Genomic DNA, 23,189 nt, shown 5'->3' on the forward strand with positions numbered 1-23,189 from the left:
TCTGAACAGTTATCCTGCTCTTAATTGTTTTTGTTGTTTCTACAATCTAGAACAGTCCTCGTTGTCGCTTATGCTTGCGCATTACTTAATCGAGAACGTCTCGCACGCCATAGTAGTCTTCCTCCTATAATCGTTTCTTATATATCCATTGTCTATTTTACCGAAATCCTCATCATTTTACTAATATGTTACTCTTCCACTTTAAACTGCTCGACTAATCTTTCTAAATCTCTCATATGTTCTGTCAAACTTTCCATCGTGTGAGCTACCTTTTCTAAATGATTCACCTGTGATTCCGTTGCAGCATGTACCTCTTCAGAAACAGCTGCACTTTCTTGACTCGTACCAGCAATTGTATGCATTACCGCTGTAATTTCCCCTTGCTCGTAACCTATGTTATGTACCTCTTCTACAATTTTTTCAACTGAAGTACTAATCGTATTTACAACTGACATAATTGTGCGGAACTCCATTTCCGCCTCTGTCGTCACTTTATTTTGTACATCTGCAATGTCTTTCAATTTACTTACAACTTCTACAACCCTTTTTACTTCTAATTGTACATCACCAATCATCGTTGTGATTTCTCCGGTTGCCTCTTTTGATTGTTCCGCTAATTTCCGAACCTCTTCAGCAACAACCGCAAATCCCTTACCTTGCTCACCTGCACGGGCAGCTTCAATCGATGCATTTAAAGCAAGTAAATTTGTTTGATCCGAAATGCCTTTTATAAGCTCAACAACATTTTGAATCGATCCAACTCTTTGTTCTAACTTATCCGATGCTTCTTCTGTATGAACAACAATCGAAGATGATTGTCCCCTCGTACGGATTAAATTCCTCATTGTATTTAATCCTTGCTTAGATGCCTCTTCCGCTTTGCCAGCCACTCCTTTTATTTCACCAACGGAGCTATTCATTTGTTCCACTGACTCCGCCATATTCTCGAGCTGAGCTGAAACTTCATCCACACCATTCGCAAGCGTAGAGGCTCCTCCACTCACATCATCCATTGCTCCTGAAACTTCTCTACTAGCCGCTACTGTTTCATTCGTTAAGTAATGTAAACTATTCGTTGATTGTTGCACCGTTGATACGCTGTTTTTAATTTTACTTACCATTTCATTCATTTGTTCAACCATATCATTAAAGTGCTTAGTCAACTCTCCAACTTCATCTTTACTTGTCACTTTCATTCGCAGCGTTAAATCGCCTTCTGCTACTTTTTGCACGTGATTCTTTAATAGTTGCAGTGGTCTTGCTAATCTTCTTGAGAACAAGTAGGAAGCTACGATTCCAACTAATAAACTAATACATGCCATTATAATAACTGTATTTCTCGTACTATTTAATAGCCCATCGATCGTTTCTTTCGGATAAAAGATTCCTATCGTCCATTTCATCGTATCAAATGATTGACTGTAAACAACTACATCTTCACCTTTTATTGTACTGACCGCATATTTTGTTACCTCTTTATTTAAGCTCTTTATAAGTGGCTCTTTAGAAACATCTTTTCCTATCTTTTCTGGATAAACAAGAGCCATATTTTTATCATTTATAATAAACATTTCTCCGTCATTATTGTATTGAATATTGTGAAGCAACTTCTGAATCGTCCCAAGCGATACATCCATCGCAACAACGCCTAATACAGATCCATCTTGAGCTGTAATTGCTTTAGAAACACCTACACTTAACTTTCCTGTTGCAATTTCATAAGAAGGTTGTCCCCAGTGGACCTTTTTTACATCAGCCTCTGAATCTTTATACCATGGTCTTGTCGTTGGATCGTATCCTTCTGGCACTTGCCCACCTTCAGCAAGATTGGCACTTAATGTTTTTTTATCTTTCGTACCAATATATAAATCTAAAATACCAGGATGATTCTTTTTATACTCCGCAAACTCTTTCGTTAAAAACGCTTCCTCTTCTGGAGTAACCCCACCTTGAAGTATATTACGAATCATCTCACTGTTCGCGTAATACCCCATATCTTCATCCGTTCTTTGAACAAATGTCGTAAGTTGCTCTGTTACAAGATCCATCGCATTTTGAGAATACTCGTCTAAGGAACGCACTTCCTTTTCTTTCTGTAATTGATACACAGCTGTACCCAATATTACGAACATCATAGAAATAAGAACTGAAAACACTACCGCAATTTTTAAACGTAAACTTCTTAACATCTTCCCCCCAGCATCCCCTTCGCATTAAATTAAAATCTTATTAATCATTATATTAAGTATAATAGATAAAATTAAAAAATTGAAATTAATTCTCACCTTAATACAATTAGAAAACGGACTACCACTTGTGCAAAAACAAATAGTTCATTATCCTTAAAATATAATCTCATTCGTTCGGAGGGAACTATGTTACAAAAATTCGGTTTCTCACAATATGAAAGCCAAGCTTATGAAGTTGTCGTATCAAGCAATGAACCATTAGATGCTACAACGATTGTGAAGCATTCAGGTGTTCCAAAAGCAAAAATATATGAAGTGCTAGCACGCCTAATCGATAAAGGAATGGTAATGGATTCTGTTTCAGAAAAGAAAAAACTGTATACAGCATTACCACTAAAGCTAGCAATTGAAAAATTAACGACAGAATTCCAATCAAATATTAAAGAACTGGAAACAAATATATCCAAAAAATCATTTACAGATGACCGTGTGTGGAGCTTAAAAATGCAATCTTCTATTCGAGTTCAAAGTAAGGAACTCATTGAAAGTGCAAAAGAATCAATCCGTATTTCAGCTTGGAATGATACTCTTTTAGAATATCTTCCTTTACTAGAAGAAAAAGCAAAACAAGGTGTTCAAATTGAATCCCTTATTGTTGGAAAAGTAGAAACAGACTTAGAAAACATGCATTTTCTAATCCCGGCTGAAGAACCTAATGCATTAGAGCGCTACTTGCTACTCATCGTTGACGATCGTGAAATTTTATTTGCTGGCGTAGAACAAGAGTCATGGCAAGCAATGAAAACAATGTCACAACCATTCGTAAAGTTCTTTACAGAATTTTTCTATCATGACGTTGCACTTGCAAAGATTACCCAGAAACACCATGACCTCTTTATGGAAGATGAGGAAATTAAGAGTTTGTTAATGAAATTAAGATACTAATTAAATAATAAAAAGGAGTCTAGTTTTTCACTTAGACTCCTTTTCGTTTTGTTCCTTTATCTCCATCAACAGCTCAATGATTTTCTCATTTTGCTCCACTTGTTTCTCTGAATTTTGATAGATGAAACGAACCCATCTAAGTGCAAAAATAATAAGAAACAAAGGGAGCATTGAAATTAGAAGACCAATAATTGAAAAATTCGTATACATATCCATCACCTCGCTATATACAACGTTCTCCATACATCTACTAAAACCTGTAATTTTTTACAAATAAAAAAAGAACCTATCAAACGATAGATTCTTCTTTCACGAACTGAGTAGAACGTCCTCTTGTAATCGAGAAAATCGCACAAAGCAGAGCTAATATAATAAAGCCACCGCCTACCCAAGCGTTATATATAACAGATGATTTTTCAATAACAACTCCGCCTACTGTTGAACCAAGTGCAATTCCTAAGTGAAGGGCAGAGTTATTTAAACTTTGCTGAATACCAGCTGATTCTGGTGCAATTTCAATTAAATAGTTTTGTTGCGCTGGTGAAATCGCCCAGCTCAGCATACTCCAAATTCCCATCATAATAATGAACAGTGGGAATGAGAATGTCATCATCGGCAATAGGAAGATCGCACACGCAAATACGATAATAATTGAGATAATACTTTTCTTCGATCCCCATTTATCCGCAAGCCAGCCTCCGAATCCGCCCCCAATTACTGCTGCGATTCCGAAGATGAAATAAAATACACTAATCCAATTCGCTTCCACATGCATAACATCTTTTAAAAATGGTGTTAAATATGCATATAGTGTTAAATGACCCGTTAAAAATAAGAATGATGTTAACTGTGCACTTACGATTTTTTTATCTTTTAACGTAGCAAGTTGTTCTCTTATTGATAATACCGATGTCGGTGGTACTTTCGTTAAGAATAATGAAATACAAGCGATTGCCATAACTGTTAAGATTGAAATGAGTACAAATGGTGCACGCCATCCATATGCATTTCCGAGTACAAGGCCAAGCGGTACTCCAAGTACAAGTGATCCACTAATCCCCATGAAAATGATTCCAATTGCACGCGCACGAAAATGCGGTTCTACAACGCTAGAAGCAAGTGTTACAGATAACGCAATAATTAATGAACCACCCGCTGCACAAATGACCCTTGAGAGCATTAACATTCCGTAATTCACACTACATGCTGAAATGATATTTCCGATTAAAAAAATCGATAATGCCCCAATATATAATTTTTTTCTTTCAAACTTCCCTGTTAAAGCTAATAAAACTGGACCTGACAAAGCAAATACTACCGAATATACGGTTATAAGCTGACCAGCTGCGCTAATCGATACTCCTAAATCATTGGCAACTAAATCAAGCGTTCCTCCTATAATTAGCTCAACCGTTCCGACTACGAAAGCCGCGATAGCTAAAATATACACACGAAAATCCAAGACTTTCCCCACACTTTCTTTTTAGGTTACTACCGCTATAGTAACCTAAACGAAAAATGGACGCAAGTACAATTTTTTTACAATAAAAAAACAGGCGTATGATACGCCTGCCTTCTAATTATTAAACACTAGTTTTATTCTTCTTATTTAAATACCAATACACCGGAAGTCCCGTAAATACAATTCCAATCGATAAGAAACAACTTACTGGATCGTTAATAATCGCACTACCAATTACAAAGAACGAACCTAAAATCGCTACGATTGGTACGATTGGGAATAACGGTACACTATATGCACGCTCTTTATTCTTATTACGTTTTCTTAAAATGAAGACACCAATAAACGTCATTACATAGAAAATATAAATAATGAATACGGAAATCTCAGATAGCTTATTTGGATCACTAATAATCATTAAAATAATTCCTAAAATGATTTCAACAGTAATCGCATTTGCTGGTGTTTTAAATCTCGGACTTTCCTTTGCAATAAACTTAGAAAATGGAAGTTGTCCACGCTCTGCCATAGACATTGGGATACGTGGGAACGTTAAAATCTTTCCATTTAAACAGCCGAAAATAGAAACGATAATACCGATACTAATAATTTTTCCGCCATATTCTCCAAGTAACATGCCTGCAGCTGTCGCTGTTGCATTTTCTCCAAGGTCTACAATTTTCGCTGCTGGTAATACATTTAATAATGCCAAGTTAATTAATACGTAAGCAGCCGTTACGATTAAAATCCCTACTGTCATTGCTTTCGGTAATAACTTTGTTGGATTCTTCATTTCTCCACCAATCGAAGCAAGTAAAATCCAGCCGTCATAAGCAAATAACGTTGCTAAAATTGCCATACCGATACTTTGATTTTCCGATATCGGCACAACTACGTTAAAAATATCGCTATTCCCTTTCCAGAAACCTAGCACAACAATTAACACAATCGGAATCATCTTCCCAATTGTCGTGATTGTTTGAACGATACCTCCGTATTTTGTTCCCATACTATTTACAACGCCAAGGAACACAACCGTTCCAATTGCGATTGGTAAATTCCACACTTTATCTAAATAGAAAAAATTAATCACTAAAGAACTAAAGTATAAACCTAATGTTCCGATAATAGCAGGTCCATAAACAATTGTTTGCATCCAACCTGATAAATATCCCCAAAAACTTCCGTAAATCTCCTCTAAATACGTATACAACCCACCATTTTTCGGGATTTGCGCTCCAATTTCAGCTACTGTTAAACCACTTGCTAGCGTCAACAGGCCACCAATTACCCAAGCAAGAATGGCCATATTAGAACTCCCCGAGTAATCTAATACGCTCCCTGGTTTCATAAACACACCAGATCCAATAATCGTTCCTACTACGATAGAAAGTGCTACTGTTAAACCAATTTTGTTCTTCTCATCATGATGCATGCTGCGTATCCTCCTTCCAATCCTAGTGTGATGCAAAAATGAAATAAAAAAACACTCCTCCCTAAAAAAGGGACGAGTGTTGTATTCGTGGTTCCACCCTTGTTTCAATTCGTAAAGTAATACACTTCACCAATTTCTCAAGTCTAAATAACGGTTTTTGCCGGCAAGCAATTACTAGATGCTCGTTCACTGCTGCAGTTCAGAGGTGGTAATCTATTTTTCCGTATTAGGAAGCTCACAGCCAAAGGCTTCCCTCTCTGGAAATCGTAAAAAATTGATCGTGTCCTCATCATCACTTCTTGATGTCGAATTTTGTAGTTATTGTTCATTATATTGAATTGTTAGAAAAAATCAATATATTTTTTATATAACATAGGAAATATTTATCTTCTTATATTATAACAGAAGCTGTAATATTTCTCTAATTCCCTCGTATCTTTGGAGCAGTGTAGCTGTAAAAATTATATCAGCGATTTTTCAAATATATTGACCACAACTCAAATTATATCGGCGATTTTCAAAATATATCGATTTACCAACAAAAAACGCCAACAGTAAAAGGAGGTCTTTCAAAAGAAAGCCCCCCTCACGCCTGTACCTTTCGGTTGCCCACACGAAAGATACGACTTCATTCAATTATTTCTCATCTTTTTTCATAAAAAACTTATGGTGCGGTAAATCAACATTCAATGCCTCTAATTGTTTCTTTTCATTGTCTAAAATCGCTTTTGCTTTTGTTGCTTCATCTAATCCTGCAAAGATGTCTTCATGCTTCTCTTTCTCTGGAAGTTTCACACCTAATTTTGTTAATTCTTCTTTTGCTTGCTCATGCGTTAATTTTCCAGATTTCTTTTGCTCTAAAATTGACTTTGCTTTTGCTTTTTCCTGTTCATCTAAGTTAGCAAACATGTCTCCATGTTTACCTTTCTCCGGCATTTTCACGCCTAGCTTTGTTAATTCCTCTTTTGCTTGCTCATGCGTTAATTTTCCAGATTTCTTTTGCTCTAAAATCGACTTCGCTTTCTCTTTCGCCTGCTCATCTAAGTTAGCAAACATGTCTCCACGCTTACCTTTCTCCGGCATTTTTACGCCTAACTTTGTTAATTCCTCTTTTGCTTGTTCACGTGTTAGTTTTCCGGATTTCTCTTGCTCTAAAATTGACTTCGCTTTTTCTTTCGCCTGTTCATCTAATCCTGCAAACATGTCTTTACGCTTCTCTTTCTCCGGAAGCTTTACACCTAGTTCCTGTAACTGTTTCTTTGTATCGTCCATAATCGTTTTTACTTTTTGTTTTGTAGCGTCATCTAAATCTTTTTTCACTGTTTTTGTCGCTTGCTCAGCTGTTGGAGTATTTGTTGCCGCGAATGCCGGAACACCGACTCCTCCAATGATTCCGAATGATAAAGCACCTGCAATCGCTAAATAACCAACTGTTTTCTTCTTCATAGGAAATTTCCTCCTTCATATTTCTAAAGCATGTACACTTTCGTATACAACGCCAATAGTAATATTGGTTTCTTAAAATTTCCTTAACGATTCAAATAAAAAACACCGCTCGTAATGAGCGGCGTTTCTCTATGCTTTTTGTAATTGTAACTCTTCACGTTCCATTATTTTTCTTAATACAATTGTTTGTGTCATTGTAAATAAGTTACCTGTTATCCAGTACAACACAAGTCCTGATGGCGCCGCAAACCCCATAAATAGAATCATTGCTGGCATCATAATTTGCTGCATCTTTAGCATCTGTACTTGTTCTCCAGGTGTAATATTCGATTGGAAAACTTTCATCTGAATAAATGTCGTTAACGCTGCAATAATCGGTAATATATGATATGGATCTGCATGTCCTAGGTTCACCCATAAAAACGAAGATGTGCGAATCTCTTCCGTTCTGCTAATCGCATAATACAAAGCAGAGAAAATCGGCATTTGTATAAAAATTGGCCAGCAACCAGCAAGTGGATTCCAACCGCCTGATTTCATTAGTTCTGACATTTCTTTTTGATACTGCTTTTGTTTTTCAAGGTCTTTGCTTACATCACCGTATTTTTTCTTTAGCTTCTGCAATTCAGGTTGCATTTTCTTCATTTTCGCTTGGCTGCGATATTGTGAAACAGCTAATGGAATCATGGCTGAACGAATAACGAGCGTCATAATAATGATAGCAACCCCGAAGCTAGCTCCCGGTATATGATGAGCAACAAATTGAATCATATACGAGATTGGATATACGAAATAATGGTTCCATATTCCCGTACTATGTGAATCAATTGTGCCTGCATTACTGCAGCCAGATAAAACAAAAACAAGTACTACTGATAAACTAATGAGCGCAGCTCGGTATGATTTTAACATGTTCATTCCTCCAATGTTTCGTAATTATTTAGCGAAACATTGGTGTATACGGACCAACCTCATCATTCTCTTCACTTGATTCTTGTCTGCGTACAGAACGAATCATTCCATATTTATAAAAAATTGAAAATAGCGGTACATTTCCCGCACTATCTTCACATGTATCAACTAACGCAAAAGCTCTTTGTCTACCGCTTGATGCTTGTTGACGCACAAAGCGAGAAACATTAGCAAGGAAGAAAACTTCTAATAAACAAAGTGCTGTCGTTACAAACGATATATATAGAATTGCATCCTGCAATAAAAATTCCATCGCTTCACATCCTTAATAAGGTCATTTTAGCACATCGGGCAAATATTCTCTATTTCCTTTTATTTTCAAAAAAAGTATTTTGCATATTTTCTCAAGAAAACAATAATTAAGAAACGTTGTATTCGCTTTCTTTAGCATATTCACACACATCAATGAATAGGCTTGATTTATTAGAAATTTATAAAATTTTTGCATTATAATAAAACTATTGCCAGTTTTTGAAAAAACCTTTATTCTCTTCTTGTAATCAAAAATGAATATGGAGATGAAACATACTATGGGTCAACTAGGAGACGCCGATTACGTTCCCGACACCGCCTTTTTATCCTTCCCAGCAGCTAAAACATTTCACTTAGAATTTATGATACAGTTGGTTGTTATTTTTATAGCTTCTATTTTGTATGCAATTTCTATGAATATGTTTTTTATCCCGCATAATATGATTAGCGGTGGATTCGCTGGTGTAGGGATGATTATCGGTTATTTAATGCACTACAATATCGGTGCACTTATCTTTTTACTAAACATTCCTCTTCTTATTTTAAGTCACTTTTACTTAGGAAAGAAGACAACCTTTTTAACAGCGTACTTTGTAGCTGTATCATCGTTAGCGATGAACATTATCCCGGTACACCAAGTTTCAGACGATATTTTACTTTCTTCTGTATTCGGTGGTGTTATCTGCGGAGCGGCTTCAGGAATTATATTCCGATTTGCTTCTTCAACAGGTGGTTTTGATGTTGTCGGATTGATTGTAGCGAAATATCGAGATGTTTCAATTGGAGCAATCATATTTGTATTCAACTTAATCTTACTTGTAGCAGCAGGTTTTATTTTCGGATGGGATATTACACTTTATACGTTAATTAGTCGATTTGTAGTCAGCAAAGTTATCGACGCTGTGCATACGAAACATATTAAATTAACGATAATGACTATTACAGAAAAAGGCGAGGAAATAAAAAGCGCACTACTACATCACGGCATACGCGGGGTGACAATGGTAGACGCTGTCGGCGGCTATACAAACCATAAGAAAAAAATGATTTACACTGTCGTGACTCGCTATGAGTTAGGCGAAATGAAACGTATTATCCGTCAAGTGGATAACAAAGCATTTATGAACATTACTGAAACAGTTGAAATTGTCGGCCGTTTCAAACGCATATAAAACAAGTTAATAAATTAAAGGGCATAACATATTAGTCATATATAATATGTTATGCCCTTTGTTATTCAACTAACGTACCTTTTAGCATAATAAAATCACTAAGTTTATTACTACAAATCGGAGGATAGCATTCCATATACAATACTATCTGTCCATTCCTCTTTATTCCAAAAATCTTGTATGAAATGGGCTTCCTTTCTCATGCCTATTCGTTCACACAATTTTTGTGAAGCTGTATTACGTGCATCAAGATTAGCCTGTATACGATGTACATTACATTCATTAAATAATTTCAATACCAAACTACTTACTGCTTCTGTTGCCAAACCTCTCCCAGCTACTTCCTTTGCAAAACTATAACCAATCTCAACAGTGTCTTTCATATTTGTGTACCATACGGATAAATCACCAACTACTTTAGTTTTGTATATAACTGCCAAACTTAATATTGTTTCTTTAGTAAGTACATTATTTGCTAGCTTCTTATTAAATCTTTTCTGCATGTCTTCATGAGTCCACTTATTATGTAATAGGAACTTACATGTATCATCACTATTATAAATAGCAAATACATCCTGTAAATCAGTACTCTTAAAAGGTCTAATTATTAATCTTTCTGTTGTGAACTCCAAGTTAGCTCTCCTCCCTTACATTCATGCTATAAAACATTTTTTATAGTATTTAAGCCTCATTCTTAGATCTCACCTTGATTACATATTTCATCATAATAAATTAAAATCCTTCTTCCACTAAACTGCACCGTTAATGGTATTTCCTTACGCTTTTTATTTTTTACACTTATTACAAAATCAGATAATTCTATTATTATGTCCCTAAATGTGTTATAATGAAAGCAGACTCACAAAAAAAAGAGTATATAGACTTGGAAGTTTCTCTTATTTTACAAGCAAAAAGAAACGAGCAGTCGGGTATATTTCAGACACCATACACGTAACGGTTTAAACAACCGATCATCTTAGTTACTCTTCAATGATCTTTTTATAAAAAGATACGTACAATTAAAACTCACTTCAATATACTATACCTACCTTTTTGACTTCCAAATCATCTTATTACATAGGGAGATGAACATATGAATCAATATATACGATATACAATAGCTGTCCTGTTTGCTATTATCGGCGGAACAATCTGCTTCTGGACAAACACTCAGCTTGGAGAGAATATCATCTTTAATGGAATCGAAACGCTTGTAAGCGCTTCAATTTTAGGCGGATACATTTACTTCCTCTTCAATCCAGAAGAAAATGCTCAAAAAACAATGTTATTAACAATGATCGGAATCGTTGGTGGATGTATTTCCTACTCAATGACAAACTATACATTACCACTTCAATTAAGCTCAGCTTTCTTCCACGGTCTATGGACTTGGTTCATTGCATTCTGCCTAGCAGACGTATTCAACCTATTACAAGACACTGAAGAAGATAGCGGTCGTCAAATTGAAAGTAACTCTTAAGCTGGAAGATACTCTTCCAGCTTTTTTATGTTGGTTTGCATACCCCGCATCACGATAAAAAGAAGTTGCCCTCACAGCAACTTCTTTCTCACATACCCCATCCAGTACCAACCGGATTATATCAGCGATTCTCCATATATATCAGCGATTTTTTCATTATATCGACCGTTCGACACAGGATATCGACTTACCGGCAATTTCCGGCAACCTATTTATGCTCTATACCCTGCCACTACAATAAAAAGAAGCTACCCAACGGCAACTTCTTTTCCACATACCCCACTTCGTATTCACTAAAATATATCAACGATTTTTCAAATATATCGATCATTTCTCCACTTATATCAACGATTTTTTCATTATATCAACGGTTCAACACAAGATATCGATTTAACGACAACCTTCGACACTCGAAACGCACAATATACCCTATCCCCCAAGCAACTTACTGCCGAACTCTACGATTAAAAAGATAATTAATAGGATCGCGAGTACCTTTAATGCTACATATGCCACTTTAAAAACAACATAAATGAGCAAGACTATCAAAATAATTGATAAAATTTCCATATTTACTTCCTCCAAGCTTTGCTCTTCTTATCTCATTTTACTCGCCCCAGGCTATTTATGGAACGGCATAAGATGACATATAAAAAAGAGGATACCTCATCCATCGTAAGATACCCTCACCTTCAACTGCTCAAACCATTCTCTTTCTAATTGTAAATATCCAATCTCACTCTTCTCGGCGCTCTTTAATTCTTTATCAGCTTTCTTCATATAAGTATGGGAAGCTTCTAGATCATTCTCTAAATATTTGATAATTCCTTGTGTACGATAATATCCGTTTAAGTCCATTTTTGTAATAGCCTTTGCATGTTCCTTTGCTTCTTGCAAAGAAAGACTATCCATCTGATAAAGGGCTTTATATAAAAGATACCAACTATGAAAACTGCTAACGAAAAACTTATTTTCTTTCGTTACAGGTAGTTGAACAATTCTTTCTATATACGGTATCGCTCTTTCCATTCCCTCTTGATCTGCACGAGCAAAAAAGACAAGCATAAGTCTACTCATTATCTCTCTTATCCCTTTATTGTCTTTTATTTTCTCCTCACTCAATTCTACTAATCTTTCATCCCAATCTTTCGGTCTTTTATAACTAAATAACTCACTCGATATTTGAATCTCATATAAATGATTTCTAGCTCTTTCATCATCTTTAATTAAAATAAGAAATTGCATCCCATCACTCATAAGCGTTCCTTTTATCGGCACAATTGTAACCGCAAAGATTGCAAAATGGAAAAAGGAAAAATATAAAAGATATTGATAATAACTCACCATGTATATGTAACCGGAAGTAATACCAAACAGTAAACTCGTAATTGGTCCACCTAAAGTGAGCCACGCCCATTTTTTCGAAAGATTCGGTGTCTCTATAGAAGGTGGTACTAGTGTTGCAACGCCTCCAAAGTAAGCACATAATTTATTTTCTCGAATGCGTAATTTTCCCTTTTCTTTTTGAATAGTAATGGGTCCTACTGTCATAAATTTAAATGTTAAACCACCTATTACACCAAATACTACATGTCCTAGCTCATGAATGGCTAACACTAATAATGAAATTCCAACTATTGCCCATAGGTTCAAAATTACTTCTAATTTCCCAGTTCGGATTACTCCGTATAAAATGGACAGAATTAACGCCACTGTCATTGAGCCAGCTGGCCTTCTTAAAATATCCACCTTTTTCTCCCCTTAATAAATCATTTTCCTCTGCATTTCGTACATGAACTTCCCAAGATGCAATATCCAAATAAATGAGATTAAGCCAATTAATACAAAATCGATATTACTAGCAGCTGTATATATAACAGCAGCCCACCATACATATGCCAATATTGTATTCGTAAATTCATATGCTTTATATCCAGCCTCATGCACAATGTGCTTTAATCCTTCATCTGCATTTTTCGTCCACATTTTCATAGATTCCATATACGTTACACCTTGTTCAGGATATAGCTTATTATAACGATTTTTTGTTATGAGTCCAATAATTACTACAGTAGTTAAACAAGCAATAGAAGCTACTAAATTCCACACCGCAAATGAAACATTTGTATCCTGCAACAGTGCACGTCTACATGTAATAACTGCATATACAAACCATGCCTGCGTAACTATATCACCTACACGTAAATATATACTTATAATGCCTAATTTTCTGCCTTGTACGCTCTCTTCTTCATCGCGTGCCTCTGCTAACATACGTGTATTCTTCCAAGTATAGTACATCATTAAAATTCCAAAAATAGTACATATACCTATAAATGTATTGGATGATAATTTTCTCGGTTCATCCGAGAGTAAATTTAAAGCTATATAAGACGTTAAAAATCCTCCTATCATACTTAATGCTATTTTCCCCACAGAATCAAATTGTTTTTTTCGCTTACTCTTCATCGTCCTCTTCCCCCTCTACTAACGTAAATATTTCCTCCACCGGTACATTGAAAATTTGTGCGATTTTTAACGACAATACGATAGATGGTGCATAATCCCCACGCTCAATTAAACTAATCGTTTGCCGTGATGATCCAATCGCTTTCCCTAAATCCCCTTGTGATAAACGATGCTTTGCTCGCAATTCCCTCACTCGATTTTGAAGCTTCATGTCTTCCCTCTTTTTCATTTATTTAATTAAAATTGTAAATAATATCCTTATATTTGTCAATTATAATTGTCATTACGACTATAATAATTGACAAAATACTTATTTCTTATCCTGTATCAAATTCCTATAAAGAATGTAAAATGTGCATTAAACATAGTCTTAAAAATAAAATAAAAAAGGCAGTGCTTTTGCACTGCCTTCCTAAATTCTGACATAGAATGGATTTCATATTAACTTGCGTTTTGTAATAATACTCGTTTTAACTGCTTACGGAAACGAATACCCAACGTAACCGCTACAATCACAATAACTCCAAAAATGATTTTACCGATATGATCTTCTAGCACTCCAAAGATATCATGTAAGTTTCCACCTAACCAGTAACCACCGATTAAGAAGAATGATACCCAAAATAGAGCGCCTGAATAAATTGTAATGGCAAAACGACGGAATGGTAAATTAATAATTCCTGCAAAGTATCCTGTGAAATGACGTACACCAGGAATAAAGAAACCAATAAAAATTAGGAAGTACCCATACTTATCAAACCACATTCTCGTTAAGTCAATTTTTCTTTGTGTTAAAAATACGTATTTCCCATACTTTTGAATGAAAGGCATACCTAATTTATTTCCTAAAAAGTATTGAATCGTCATTCCTACACTTGTCCCAATAAAGGATAGAATAATTAAAATCGGTAAACTTAAATCACCCTTATGTGCTAAAAATCCCGCATATGCTAATGTTGGCTCTCCCGGAAACGGAAGTGCAATATATTCTAACAGCAAGCCGACAAGTACAACATAATACCCGTATTGCTGAAATAATTCATGAATCCATTCCATGTCATCTCTCCTTTCAATCACGTACAACTTCTTACTATTATTGTATAAAAAAATTGTCGAAATAACTATCACAATAGCTTACATTTTTATTACATTTTTGTAAGGGTCACACTAATGATTTTCGTTCTTTATTAAATAGTAAAAATTATTTTCCAAGTCGAAATAGCGAAAAGACGCATTAATAACATGCAGATTTTATCCATTTTTTAGCACTAAAAAAGCTCTCTTATTTTGTTCTCAATAAAAAACCATCACAAACTCATGCTAACTTCATATTAGCTTCATATACGTATTGTAAGATTATATCGGAATTTGTTGAAAAATTTAACCAATATATGACTAAGCATTAATTTGAATAAATATAAGTCGTTTTTCGAAATTGAAAAAAGGGTGAATACGAAATGGAAGCATATAAAATGCACGATTTTATTAATACAAATGTTGAATCTCATCAAAATGAAACCGTTTTTAATTTACAAATATGTGAAACAAGTGAATTTGACGTAAGTTTAACAAAATCTACAACACTATCTTTTATCGTTTCAAAAAAGAATATTAAAATTGTCACGAAAAAATGGATTAATTCAAATCAAGAAAGCATGATTGGCAAAAGCTACATCATTCCAACAAAAGCTTTTCACTATTTCTTACCAATCATTTCTGAAAATGAAGATGAGCTAAATATTCAAGTTCAAAGTTTTGGACTACGTGGTGAGCTTTTATTAAATGAAAGATTACTTATTGATAACAACAAACACAACAGCAAAATCACTACATTCTTTGAAACATTAGATGAAAATGTAAATAAAGCATTACGAGGATTACAACTTCATTGTATGTAAGACTATTACGATAGTAAAAGGAGAATAACAATGAAAAAATTATTATTAAGCGCACTATTATCATTAGGATTTTTAACTCTTCCATTCGCTAGTGCAGAGGCAGCTACAACGAAAGATCAATTAATCGTAGACACTCAGTTAAATAAAATGGATTATTATCAGGATGGAAAATTTATAAAAAGTTTTACTGTCGCTACTGGAAAAGCTGCAACACCTACACCTAAAGGCACTTTTCAAATCGTAAATAAAATTAAAAACCGCCCTTATTATACAGGCAAAATTAAAGGCGGCGATCCACGTAATCCACTTGGTGACCGTTGGCTCGGATTAAATATGGCAGGAACTTACGGAACAACTTATGCGATTCACGGAACTAACAATAATCAAGCAATCGGCAAATGGACAACACTTGGTTGTATTCGTATGTATAACAATGATATACACTGGTTATTTGAGCGCGTTCAGCAGCAAGCTACTGTCACTGTAAAATAGCCTAAAAACAAGATTTATGTGTAGCCAAGAATTTTATGTCTTGGCTTATTTTATTTATTCATTTACAGTAGCAAAACAACTGTATTTACATATATAATAGGAATAGATTTGATTAGCTAATATCTAAACATTGATAAACGTAGATATTAAAATTATACAGTTATAATGTTTTATAAATTTTATAATACATACTATAATAGAACTACTGTAATTCTGAACTATTCAGTAACACTAAACTATTCCCCTTGCTACCTTCATGATTATTTTATAGCGGGGGCTTATTATATGTATAAACAATCTGAGTCACTCGAAAAATGATGAATTCGAATATTGCAGTAAAAAGCGTTATTTAGGAGGTGTTACTATGACGCATATACTGGTGATTGAAGACAACCCAGATATACAAGAACTTATTCGTGAATTTCTAATGGCACAAAACTTTACAGTTGATGTAGTTGGTGCTGGAACAGAAGGTATTCTTCTTTTCCAAAAAAATTCATACGATCTTGTCCTCCTCGATGTAATGTTACCAGATATAGATGGCTATAGTATTTGTAAAATTATGCGAGGACAATCTGATGTACCAATCATTATGTTAACAGGCTTACATAATGAAGAAAGTGAAATTAAAGGATTTGAGTTAGGTATTGATGACTATATTACGAAACCGTTCCATTACACTGTATTTATTAAGCGTGTAGAGGCTGTATTAAGAAGGGCAGCAACGAAGGAAGCAGAAGCTGCAACTATACTACAATTCCATGAATTGATGTTAAACTCTACAGCATATGCAGCTTATGTTCATGGTAATCAAATTGAATTGACAACAAAAGAATTTGAAATTATTTATACTTTACTGCAAAATCGAGGAAAAGTATTATCAAGAAGTGATTTGTTGAATAAGGTATGGGGCTATGAACATTATGGTGATGTAAGAGTTATAGATACACATATTAAAAACTTAAGAAAAAAATTAGGAATTCCTTATATTAAAACGGTGAAAGGCATTGGCTACAAAATCGAATCGTAGCAAAGACAACATCACCAAAAATATTTTCATCAAAACCTTATTATTTTGTATTCTTTTATCACTTTGTCTTTATCAAATTATTTACTTTCTAGCTTCAAACTACGATAAAGAACGTTTTGCGAAAGAAAATGGAACGCCGACTACAGAACAGGCCGATTCAGATAAGCAAAACGACGGAAGTAAAACGAAGCAAAATAAAGCTGTGTCAAAGGGGAGTATTTCTAATTTCCAATCTTCTATTATAGATTATAAATCTCTTTCTACAGCTATCAATCACCTTTTGCAGCCTAGCCAAACTGCAAAGGCAAAAGAACATACACAAAATCTTTCGGGGAAAAATAGCACTTCTAATCCGCCTACAGAAGCAGAAAAGAAAGCCGCTAATAATGATGCCTTACATACACAAAATGCAGCAAGTAAAACAAATGATACAAATGATAATCCAAAGTTAGCAGATGCGTTGCAGCAATTAGCTCCACATATTGGCGCGACAATGCTTGCATTATCACTACTCGGATCATTAATTTATACAAAACTAATTGCCAAACCTTTTCAATATATGAGCGATGCTTTAAAAGATATTATGAATCTTGATTTCTCCGATAAAAAGCTACTTAACAAAAATACAGATCAAACAGATTTTAATTTGCAAGTAGCTGCTTCACAAGTACCAAATATTGTGAAGAATTTACATGCAAGCAATCAAGATTTAAGAAACGAGCTCAAGAAGGAACAACAATTAGAACAATCTCGTAAAGAATTTATGTCTATGGTGTCCCATGAATTAAAAACACCAATCGCAGCCGTCATGGGACAACTAGATGGCATGATTCACGGAATTGGAGCTTATAAAGATAGAGATAAGTATTTGAAACGTTCCTACGAGATGATGCAAGACATTAACATATTAACGGAAAAAATGTCGGAATTATCCAAAATACAAAACCCTCAATTTAAACCGAATTTAGAAGTCATTTCTTTATCTAATATTATTGAGGATGTTATGAAGAAAGTAGATTACTTTGTATCTGTAAAACAATTAAATGTACAATCTAATATTAAACACGACGTACAAATTTTAGCTGATCCTAAATTTATTCAAACTGCTATTTTTAACATTATTTCAAATGCAATTCATTATACAATTGACCATCAGCACGTATATATAAAGCTTTATGAAAAACCAAATGGTTACGCATTAGAAGTATTAAATACAGGTTCACAAATTGATGAAGATAAACTTGCTCATTTATTTGAGCCTTTCTATCGCGCAAATCCTGATAAACACGGGTTAGTACAAGGTAGTGGTCTTGGATTATATATCGTGAAACAAATATTAGATAAACATCAGTTTCCTTACGGGATACAAAACACAGCTCAAGGTGTAAAATGCTCCATTGTATTCCCAAAAGCAATGTAACATTCACTATAATTACATACCCCAAACTCATACTTCATGTGTGAGTGGCGGAATTTTGTAGAGTGTCTTACTCTGTTTCGTTCGCCCGTTATCCTTATTTGGATAGCGGGCGTTTTTTATTACTTAAAAGGAGGATTTTTTATGGAAAAGTTTAAATATTCATTGCTCGTTTTATTCGGTGCTTGCAGCTACGGCATACTTTCAACTATTTTCAAACTCGGATTCATAAATGGATTTTCAGCACATCAACTCCTAGGGGGACAATATGTCTTCGGATGGATTGGACTATTTCTACTCGTTCTTTTCTTTTCACATCATAAAGTAACAAAAAAACAATTTTTTTCATTACTAACCGTCGGAACAACAATGAGTATGACTGGGATTTTTTACGCTATTTCTGTAGAAGAACTACCCGCATCTATCGCTGTCGTCCTACTCTTTCAGTTCACTTGGATTGGTGTCATTATCGAAGCCATTGCAAATCGAACATTTCCAAGCCGCGATAAGATCATATCTATCCTTATTTTATTTGCTGGTACATTGTTTGCAGGTGGTGTATTTGAAGGCCTCGGACAAAGTTTTTCTACGAAAGGGATTATCTTTGGGCTATTAGCTGCGGTCTCTTTTTCATTCTATGTTTTTGCAAGCGGGCGCGTCGCTACGGATGTTCCGCCTTATACGAAAAGCTTTCTTATGACAACAAGTGCTACTCTTATCGTATGCCTATTCTTTCCGCCAACCTTTTTAACAGACGGTGCTTTGCAAGCTGGCCTATGGAAATATGCTTTCTTCCTCGGCTTGTTCGGTGTTGTCGTACCTGTCATTTGTTTTTCAATCGGTGTACCAAAGGTTGGAACAGGGCTTAGTACGATATTAGGTGCAGCTGAATTACCAACTGCTATTATTGCTTCAATTACACTTGTACATGAAGTCGTAACGTTCATGCAGTGGATTGGAATTATTTTTATATTGGTTGGGATCTTCACTCCTCAGCTGCTTACGGCTAGGAAAGAAAGGAAACACAATCGCGTGCACAGCGCTTGAAAAAATACAGAATTTATATAAAAGATATAACTGCAATTAAAATAAGTAAATTTATCTGGAGGTATAAATGACTATTTTAAGCATCGTATTTTTTGCTATTATGTGTATCTTCTTCCTAATAAGATATATGAAAGAAAAGAAATTTTACGATTTACTTCTCGTTCCCGTTTGTATATATGCAGGAGCAGTGAAAACTCCTTTCGTAGAGTACTTAAACTTTAATACTACATTTAAAATAACGTATGATATTGCAGCTATTATTCTTGTAATCCTTGCTGTACTTTTCTTTTTGAAAGATAAGAAAGAGAATCATACTGCATAACAAAAGACCTTTCATTTACTTGAAAGGTCTTTTTCTCTATCTCATTTTACCGCTCCATACAGCTTCTCTATCTCATGCTCAATTTGTTTTACATCAATTCGCTCAAATAATGGCTGCACGCTATCAATTCTACTTGGCAACGTATTTTGCGGTTCCCAATTTCGGTTCACAATCGACAATGTGTTTCGAACTCTTTCACTTGAAAATGGTAAAAATGGTTCAAGGAGATGGGCAAAATTAGCGATAAGATACACACAGTTATAAATCGTTTCTTCACATGAAACTGGATCATCTTCTCTTTGTTTCCAAGGCTGCTTTTCATCAAAATATTTATTTGCAAAACGTACTGTATCAAATATTGTTTCTAGCGCCACCTTAAATTTAGTTTGCTCAATCGCCTCTCCTACACGCTTATATAATCCTTCTACTTTATCTTTCAGCTCTACCTCAATACTTCCTTTCGGCACGATACCACCATAATATTTTTCGATAAACTTTAATGTCCGGTTCACAAAGTTCCCGTATGCACCTAATAATTCACTATTATGACTGTAAATAAATTCCCGCCATGAAAAATCAGTATCGCGATTTTCTGGTGCGTTGACGGTTAAAAAGTAACGAATAGAATCTGGATCATAGCGTTCTAATATGTCAGGCACCCATACTGCCCAGTTTTTACTTGTAGATAATTTTCTTTTTTCAACTGTTAAATATTCATTCGAAACGATATGACGCGGGATTGCTTCCTCCCCTATTCCAAGTAATACCGCTGGCCAAATGACGGAATGAAACGGAATATTATCCTTTCCGTGCACATAATATGTTTTCGCTTCGCTATCCCAAAACTCTTGATCATCTTTCCCTGTTTCTTCAGCCCAATGTTTACTCGCTGAATAATAGCCTGTCACTGCTTCAATCCATACGTAAATTTTCTTATCTTCATACCCTTCTACTGGAATTGGTACCCCAATTGGTAAATCACGTGATACGGCCCTATCTAGTAATCCTTCCTTTACATATCTCTCTGTTAGTTGAATCGCATTGTCGCGCCATGTCCCTGTTTGTTTGGCAATTTCTACAGCTCTTTTAATTTGCTGCTGAAATGTATGCAATGCAAAATAGAAATGCTCTGTTTCCTCTACAGATGGCGTACTACCACATAACTTACATTTCTTTTCTAACAAATCGAGAGGATCTAAAATAGCAGAACAAGCATCGCATTGATCTCCTCTTGCTGCTTCATGGCAATGTGGACATATTCCTTCTACATAACGATCCGGTAAAAACTGTGTACACGTTTCACAATACGCTTGTTCCACTGTTTTTTTATAAATATGTCCTTCTTCTAATAAACGTAAAAAAACATTTTGAACCGTTTCATGATGGTGCTCACTATCTGTACGTGTATAACAATCATAAGTAAAACCAAGGCTACGAAAACATCGCTGGAACTCTTCATGATACTTATCAGCAATTTCTTTCGCTGTCACACCTTCTTGTTTTGCTCTAATTGCAATCGGTGTTCCATTACAATCACTCCCTGAAACATACAGCACATTCTCACCTTTTGCCCTGTAATAACGCGCTAAAATATCTCCAGGTAACAAACTCGCAATATGGCCAAGGTGTAACGAACCATTTGCATACGGCCAAGCGCCTCCAATAAAAATACTCATCTTACATTCCTCCTTTTAAATATAAAAAGCCCCGCCCTTATCTTAAAAAAGATAAGGGCGGGGCTGTATAAACACTCGCGGTACCACCTTATTTCGCCAATTACTCACATAATTAGCCTTAACAAGTACGGAGCTATGTGCTCTTATACTGTGGTTTTGATAACGAGTACCAACTCTCGTCGCCGCCTACTATTATCATTTGATAAGTTCAGGACGAAGCTCAAAGGCCATTGTTCAAATGAATATTCTTGCTTCTTCTCAGCTACCGAAGCTCTCTGGAAAGAATGTGTTCATCCTACTTTTCCTTTTCAACGCTTTTACGTATAACAAGTATTGTACGACTTAATCACAGAAAAATCAAACTTTTATCCAGAAAGAAAAGGAAATCCCATCCCCCTGCCGAATAACTATACGTTCACAAAAGGAGTGATAACATTGAACCAAAAACAACTAAGCACTATAAATGAAAAAAGCTGGAATACAGCTGCTTATGAAGCTTGGACGAATCGCCACGGGGCACCAGCTGATTATGCGAAAAAAATCATGAAAGATCCCACGCGCGAAGTAGCACATTATTTACCTTACATAAAATCCCCAAAAGGAAAATGTATTATTAATTTACTCGGCTCAAAAGGAAATAAAGCTGTCGCACTCGCCCTTTTAGGCTCTGACGTAACAGTTGTTGATATTTCCGCAAGTAATGCAAAATATGCAAATGAACTTGCGGAAGCCGCAGGCGTCTCTATTCATTACATCGTTTCTGATGTACTAGATGTAAATCTCTCCAAATCATTTGATATCGTATTACTGGAACTTGGTGTACTTCATTACTTTCTAGATTTAAAACCACTTTTCACAACAATCTCTCAACTACTAAAGCCCGGTGGAATACTTATCCTTCGCGATTACCATCCAATATACACAAAGCTATTAGGAGTAGACCATCCATCATTTCGAGCAAGTGGAAATTATTTCGATGAAGAATTAATTGAAGATGATGTTGCTTATAGCATCCTTCTTACAGAAGCACAGAAAGAATCGCTACCTAAAACAACCATCCGTCGCTGGACGTTAGGAGAAATCATTACAACACTCGCGGAAGAACATTTTAAAATTGAAAAACTAGTTGAAGAACACGGACCTCATCAAAGATGGCTCTTCCCTTCTACTGCACCGGAAGGAATCGAAGAACGTATCCCTGGTCTATATACAATAATTGCGACAGCATGCAAAAAAGGATCCCTTCACGGATAGGATCCTTTTTGCATGCTCACGCATATAAGTTGAGGTTGGAGATTACCATAATTCTGTAGAATAGGACACAAGATATTTCAACATTTCGTCTCTGACTTACGCCGTCAAAAAGGGGTATGACCACACATCCATCAACTTAAGGATTTAGACTATTTTTGAAGTTAAAAGCACGTTACTATTTTCTTATGTTAATGAGAAAGGGTGACGTGTTTTTTATGAATATGAATCAAA

At 35.2% G+C, this 23,189-nt stretch carries 24 protein-coding genes and 2 other annotated features; of the genes, 10 read left to right on the forward strand and 14 right to left on the reverse strand.

Annotation, left to right across the window (positions count from 1 at the left end):
* Positions 1 to 188 precede the first annotated feature (188 nt).
* Positions 189 to 2,189, reverse strand: a complete 2,001-nt coding sequence (locus ACS2CR_RS27565; protein ID WP_000946354.1) for a methyl-accepting chemotaxis protein — start codon at positions 2,187 to 2,189, stop codon at positions 189 to 191.
* A gap of 186 nt (positions 2,190 to 2,375) precedes the next feature.
* On the opposite strand from ACS2CR_RS27565, the gene ACS2CR_RS27570 reads away from it, so the two are divergent.
* Positions 2,376 to 3,134 carry a TrmB family transcriptional regulator gene (locus ACS2CR_RS27570; protein WP_053514366.1) on the forward strand — a complete coding sequence of 253 codons (759 nt, stop codon included), beginning with the start codon at positions 2,376 to 2,378 and terminating at the stop codon, positions 3,132 to 3,134.
* A 27-nt stretch (positions 3,135 to 3,161) separates the two neighbouring features.
* On the opposite strand, the gene ACS2CR_RS27575 is transcribed toward ACS2CR_RS27570, so the two are convergent.
* From ACS2CR_RS27575 to ACS2CR_RS27600, 6 genes are all read right to left on the reverse strand, one after another.
* Positions 3,162 to 3,344 carry a hypothetical protein gene (locus tag ACS2CR_RS27575; RefSeq protein ID WP_000288471.1) on the reverse strand — a complete coding sequence of 61 codons (183 nt, stop codon included), beginning with the start codon at positions 3,342 to 3,344 and terminating at the stop codon, positions 3,162 to 3,164.
* Positions 3,345 to 3,423: 79 nt separating this feature from the next.
* Entirely contained in the window at positions 3,424 to 4,608 is a 1,185-nt protein-coding gene (locus ACS2CR_RS27580; RefSeq protein ID WP_140159947.1) for an MFS transporter, read from the reverse strand.
* 109 nt (positions 4,609 to 4,717) lie between these two features.
* A complete protein-coding gene (locus tag ACS2CR_RS27585) occupies positions 4,718 to 6,031 on the reverse strand; it encodes an APC family permease (RefSeq protein WP_053514364.1) in 1,314 nt (437 codons plus the stop codon).
* Positions 6,032 to 6,096: 65 nt separating this feature from the next.
* Positions 6,097 to 6,333, reverse strand: a binding site (T-box leader).
* A gap of 334 nt (positions 6,334 to 6,667) precedes the next feature.
* Positions 6,668 to 7,477 carry a hypothetical protein gene (locus ACS2CR_RS27590; protein ID WP_438906102.1) on the reverse strand — a complete coding sequence of 270 codons (810 nt, stop codon included), beginning with the start codon at positions 7,475 to 7,477 and terminating at the stop codon, positions 6,668 to 6,670.
* Between the two features lie 129 nt (positions 7,478 to 7,606).
* Entirely contained in the window at positions 7,607 to 8,389 is a 783-nt protein-coding gene (locus ACS2CR_RS27595; protein WP_000920519.1) for a membrane protein insertase YidC, read from the reverse strand.
* Between the two features lie 28 nt (positions 8,390 to 8,417).
* On the reverse strand, positions 8,418 to 8,702 hold the full coding sequence (locus ACS2CR_RS27600) for a hypothetical protein (protein WP_000394930.1): 285 nt from the start codon (positions 8,700 to 8,702) through the stop codon (positions 8,418 to 8,420).
* Positions 8,703 to 8,979: 277 nt separating this feature from the next.
* On the opposite strand from ACS2CR_RS27600, the gene ACS2CR_RS27605 reads away from it, so the two are divergent.
* Positions 8,980 to 9,873, forward strand: coding sequence for a YitT family protein (locus tag ACS2CR_RS27605; protein ID WP_000530044.1), 894 nt, complete (start codon positions 8,980 to 8,982; stop codon positions 9,871 to 9,873).
* A 110-nt stretch (positions 9,874 to 9,983) separates the two neighbouring features.
* On the opposite strand, the gene ACS2CR_RS27610 is transcribed toward ACS2CR_RS27605, so the two are convergent.
* Complete coding sequence (locus ACS2CR_RS27610) at positions 9,984 to 10,505, reverse strand: GNAT family N-acetyltransferase (protein ID WP_000397306.1); 522 nt, start codon at positions 10,503 to 10,505, stop codon at positions 9,984 to 9,986.
* Positions 10,506 to 10,966: 461 nt separating this feature from the next.
* Between ACS2CR_RS27610 and ACS2CR_RS27615 the strand changes: the two genes are divergently transcribed.
* Positions 10,967 to 11,353: a DUF3938 domain-containing protein gene (locus ACS2CR_RS27615; protein ID WP_001077776.1), complete on the forward strand. Its 387-nt coding sequence runs from the start codon at positions 10,967 to 10,969 to the stop codon at positions 11,351 to 11,353.
* Positions 11,354 to 11,782: 429 nt separating this feature from the next.
* Here the strand turns inward: ACS2CR_RS27615 and ACS2CR_RS27620 are convergent, their stop codons facing one another.
* From ACS2CR_RS27620 to ACS2CR_RS27640, 5 genes are all read right to left on the reverse strand, one after another.
* Positions 11,783 to 11,923, reverse strand: coding sequence for a DUF3985 family protein (locus ACS2CR_RS27620; RefSeq protein WP_053514363.1), 141 nt, complete (start codon positions 11,921 to 11,923; stop codon positions 11,783 to 11,785).
* A 96-nt stretch (positions 11,924 to 12,019) separates the two neighbouring features.
* Positions 12,020 to 13,072 carry a cytochrome c oxidase subunit II gene (locus ACS2CR_RS27625; RefSeq protein WP_053514390.1) on the reverse strand — a complete coding sequence of 351 codons (1,053 nt, stop codon included), beginning with the start codon at positions 13,070 to 13,072 and terminating at the stop codon, positions 12,020 to 12,022.
* A gap of 42 nt (positions 13,073 to 13,114) precedes the next feature.
* Positions 13,115 to 13,822, reverse strand: coding sequence for a DUF3169 family protein (locus tag ACS2CR_RS27630; RefSeq protein ID WP_000837712.1), 708 nt, complete (start codon positions 13,820 to 13,822; stop codon positions 13,115 to 13,117).
* On the reverse strand, positions 13,812 to 14,033 hold the full coding sequence (locus ACS2CR_RS27635; RefSeq protein ID WP_000776168.1) for a helix-turn-helix transcriptional regulator: 222 nt from the start codon (positions 14,031 to 14,033) through the stop codon (positions 13,812 to 13,814). Before ACS2CR_RS27635 ends, ACS2CR_RS27630 begins: the two co-directional genes overlap by 11 nt.
* A gap of 230 nt (positions 14,034 to 14,263) precedes the next feature.
* Positions 14,264 to 14,878: a DedA family protein gene (locus ACS2CR_RS27640; protein ID WP_000454752.1), complete on the reverse strand. Its 615-nt coding sequence runs from the start codon at positions 14,876 to 14,878 to the stop codon at positions 14,264 to 14,266.
* Between the two features lie 401 nt (positions 14,879 to 15,279).
* On the opposite strand from ACS2CR_RS27640, the gene ACS2CR_RS27645 reads away from it, so the two are divergent.
* The 6 genes from ACS2CR_RS27645 to ACS2CR_RS27670 all read left to right on the forward strand — a co-directional run bounded on the left by ACS2CR_RS27645 (position 15,280) and on the right by ACS2CR_RS27670 (position 20,028).
* Positions 15,280 to 15,720 carry a DUF3978 family protein gene (locus tag ACS2CR_RS27645; RefSeq protein ID WP_000388768.1) on the forward strand — a complete coding sequence of 147 codons (441 nt, stop codon included), beginning with the start codon at positions 15,280 to 15,282 and terminating at the stop codon, positions 15,718 to 15,720.
* A gap of 30 nt (positions 15,721 to 15,750) precedes the next feature.
* Entirely contained in the window at positions 15,751 to 16,212 is a 462-nt protein-coding gene (locus ACS2CR_RS27650) for a L,D-transpeptidase (protein WP_000735058.1), read from the forward strand.
* Between the two features lie 364 nt (positions 16,213 to 16,576).
* On the forward strand, positions 16,577 to 17,242 hold the full coding sequence (locus ACS2CR_RS27655; protein ID WP_000148833.1) for a response regulator transcription factor: 666 nt from the start codon (positions 16,577 to 16,579) through the stop codon (positions 17,240 to 17,242).
* Complete coding sequence (locus ACS2CR_RS27660; RefSeq protein WP_048568695.1) at positions 17,220 to 18,662, forward strand: sensor histidine kinase; 1,443 nt, start codon at positions 17,220 to 17,222, stop codon at positions 18,660 to 18,662. The genes ACS2CR_RS27655 and ACS2CR_RS27660 overlap by 23 nt, the downstream gene beginning before the upstream one ends.
* Before the next feature lie 141 nt (positions 18,663 to 18,803).
* Entirely contained in the window at positions 18,804 to 19,706 is a 903-nt protein-coding gene (locus ACS2CR_RS27665; RefSeq protein WP_048568696.1) for an EamA family transporter, read from the forward strand.
* Positions 19,707 to 19,773: 67 nt separating this feature from the next.
* Positions 19,774 to 20,028: a hypothetical protein gene (locus ACS2CR_RS27670; RefSeq protein ID WP_000154132.1), complete on the forward strand. Its 255-nt coding sequence runs from the start codon at positions 19,774 to 19,776 to the stop codon at positions 20,026 to 20,028.
* A 41-nt stretch (positions 20,029 to 20,069) separates the two neighbouring features.
* Here the strand turns inward: ACS2CR_RS27670 and metG are convergent, their stop codons facing one another.
* A complete protein-coding gene (gene metG / locus ACS2CR_RS27675; protein WP_000021560.1) occupies positions 20,070 to 21,704 on the reverse strand; it encodes a methionine--tRNA ligase in 1,635 nt (544 codons plus the stop codon).
* Between the two features lie 50 nt (positions 21,705 to 21,754).
* Positions 21,755 to 22,025: a binding site (T-box leader), on the reverse strand.
* A 114-nt stretch (positions 22,026 to 22,139) separates the two neighbouring features.
* Between metG and ACS2CR_RS27680 the strand changes: the two genes are divergently transcribed.
* Positions 22,140 to 22,958: a class I SAM-dependent methyltransferase gene (locus ACS2CR_RS27680; protein WP_048568698.1), complete on the forward strand. Its 819-nt coding sequence runs from the start codon at positions 22,140 to 22,142 to the stop codon at positions 22,956 to 22,958.
* Positions 22,959 to 23,189 lie beyond the last annotated feature (231 nt).

This window comes from Bacillus cereus group sp. BceL291 (genome assembly GCF_051776705.1).
In the GTDB taxonomy this organism is placed as follows: Bacteria; Bacillota; Bacilli; order Bacillales; family Bacillaceae_G; genus Bacillus_A; species Bacillus_A cereus.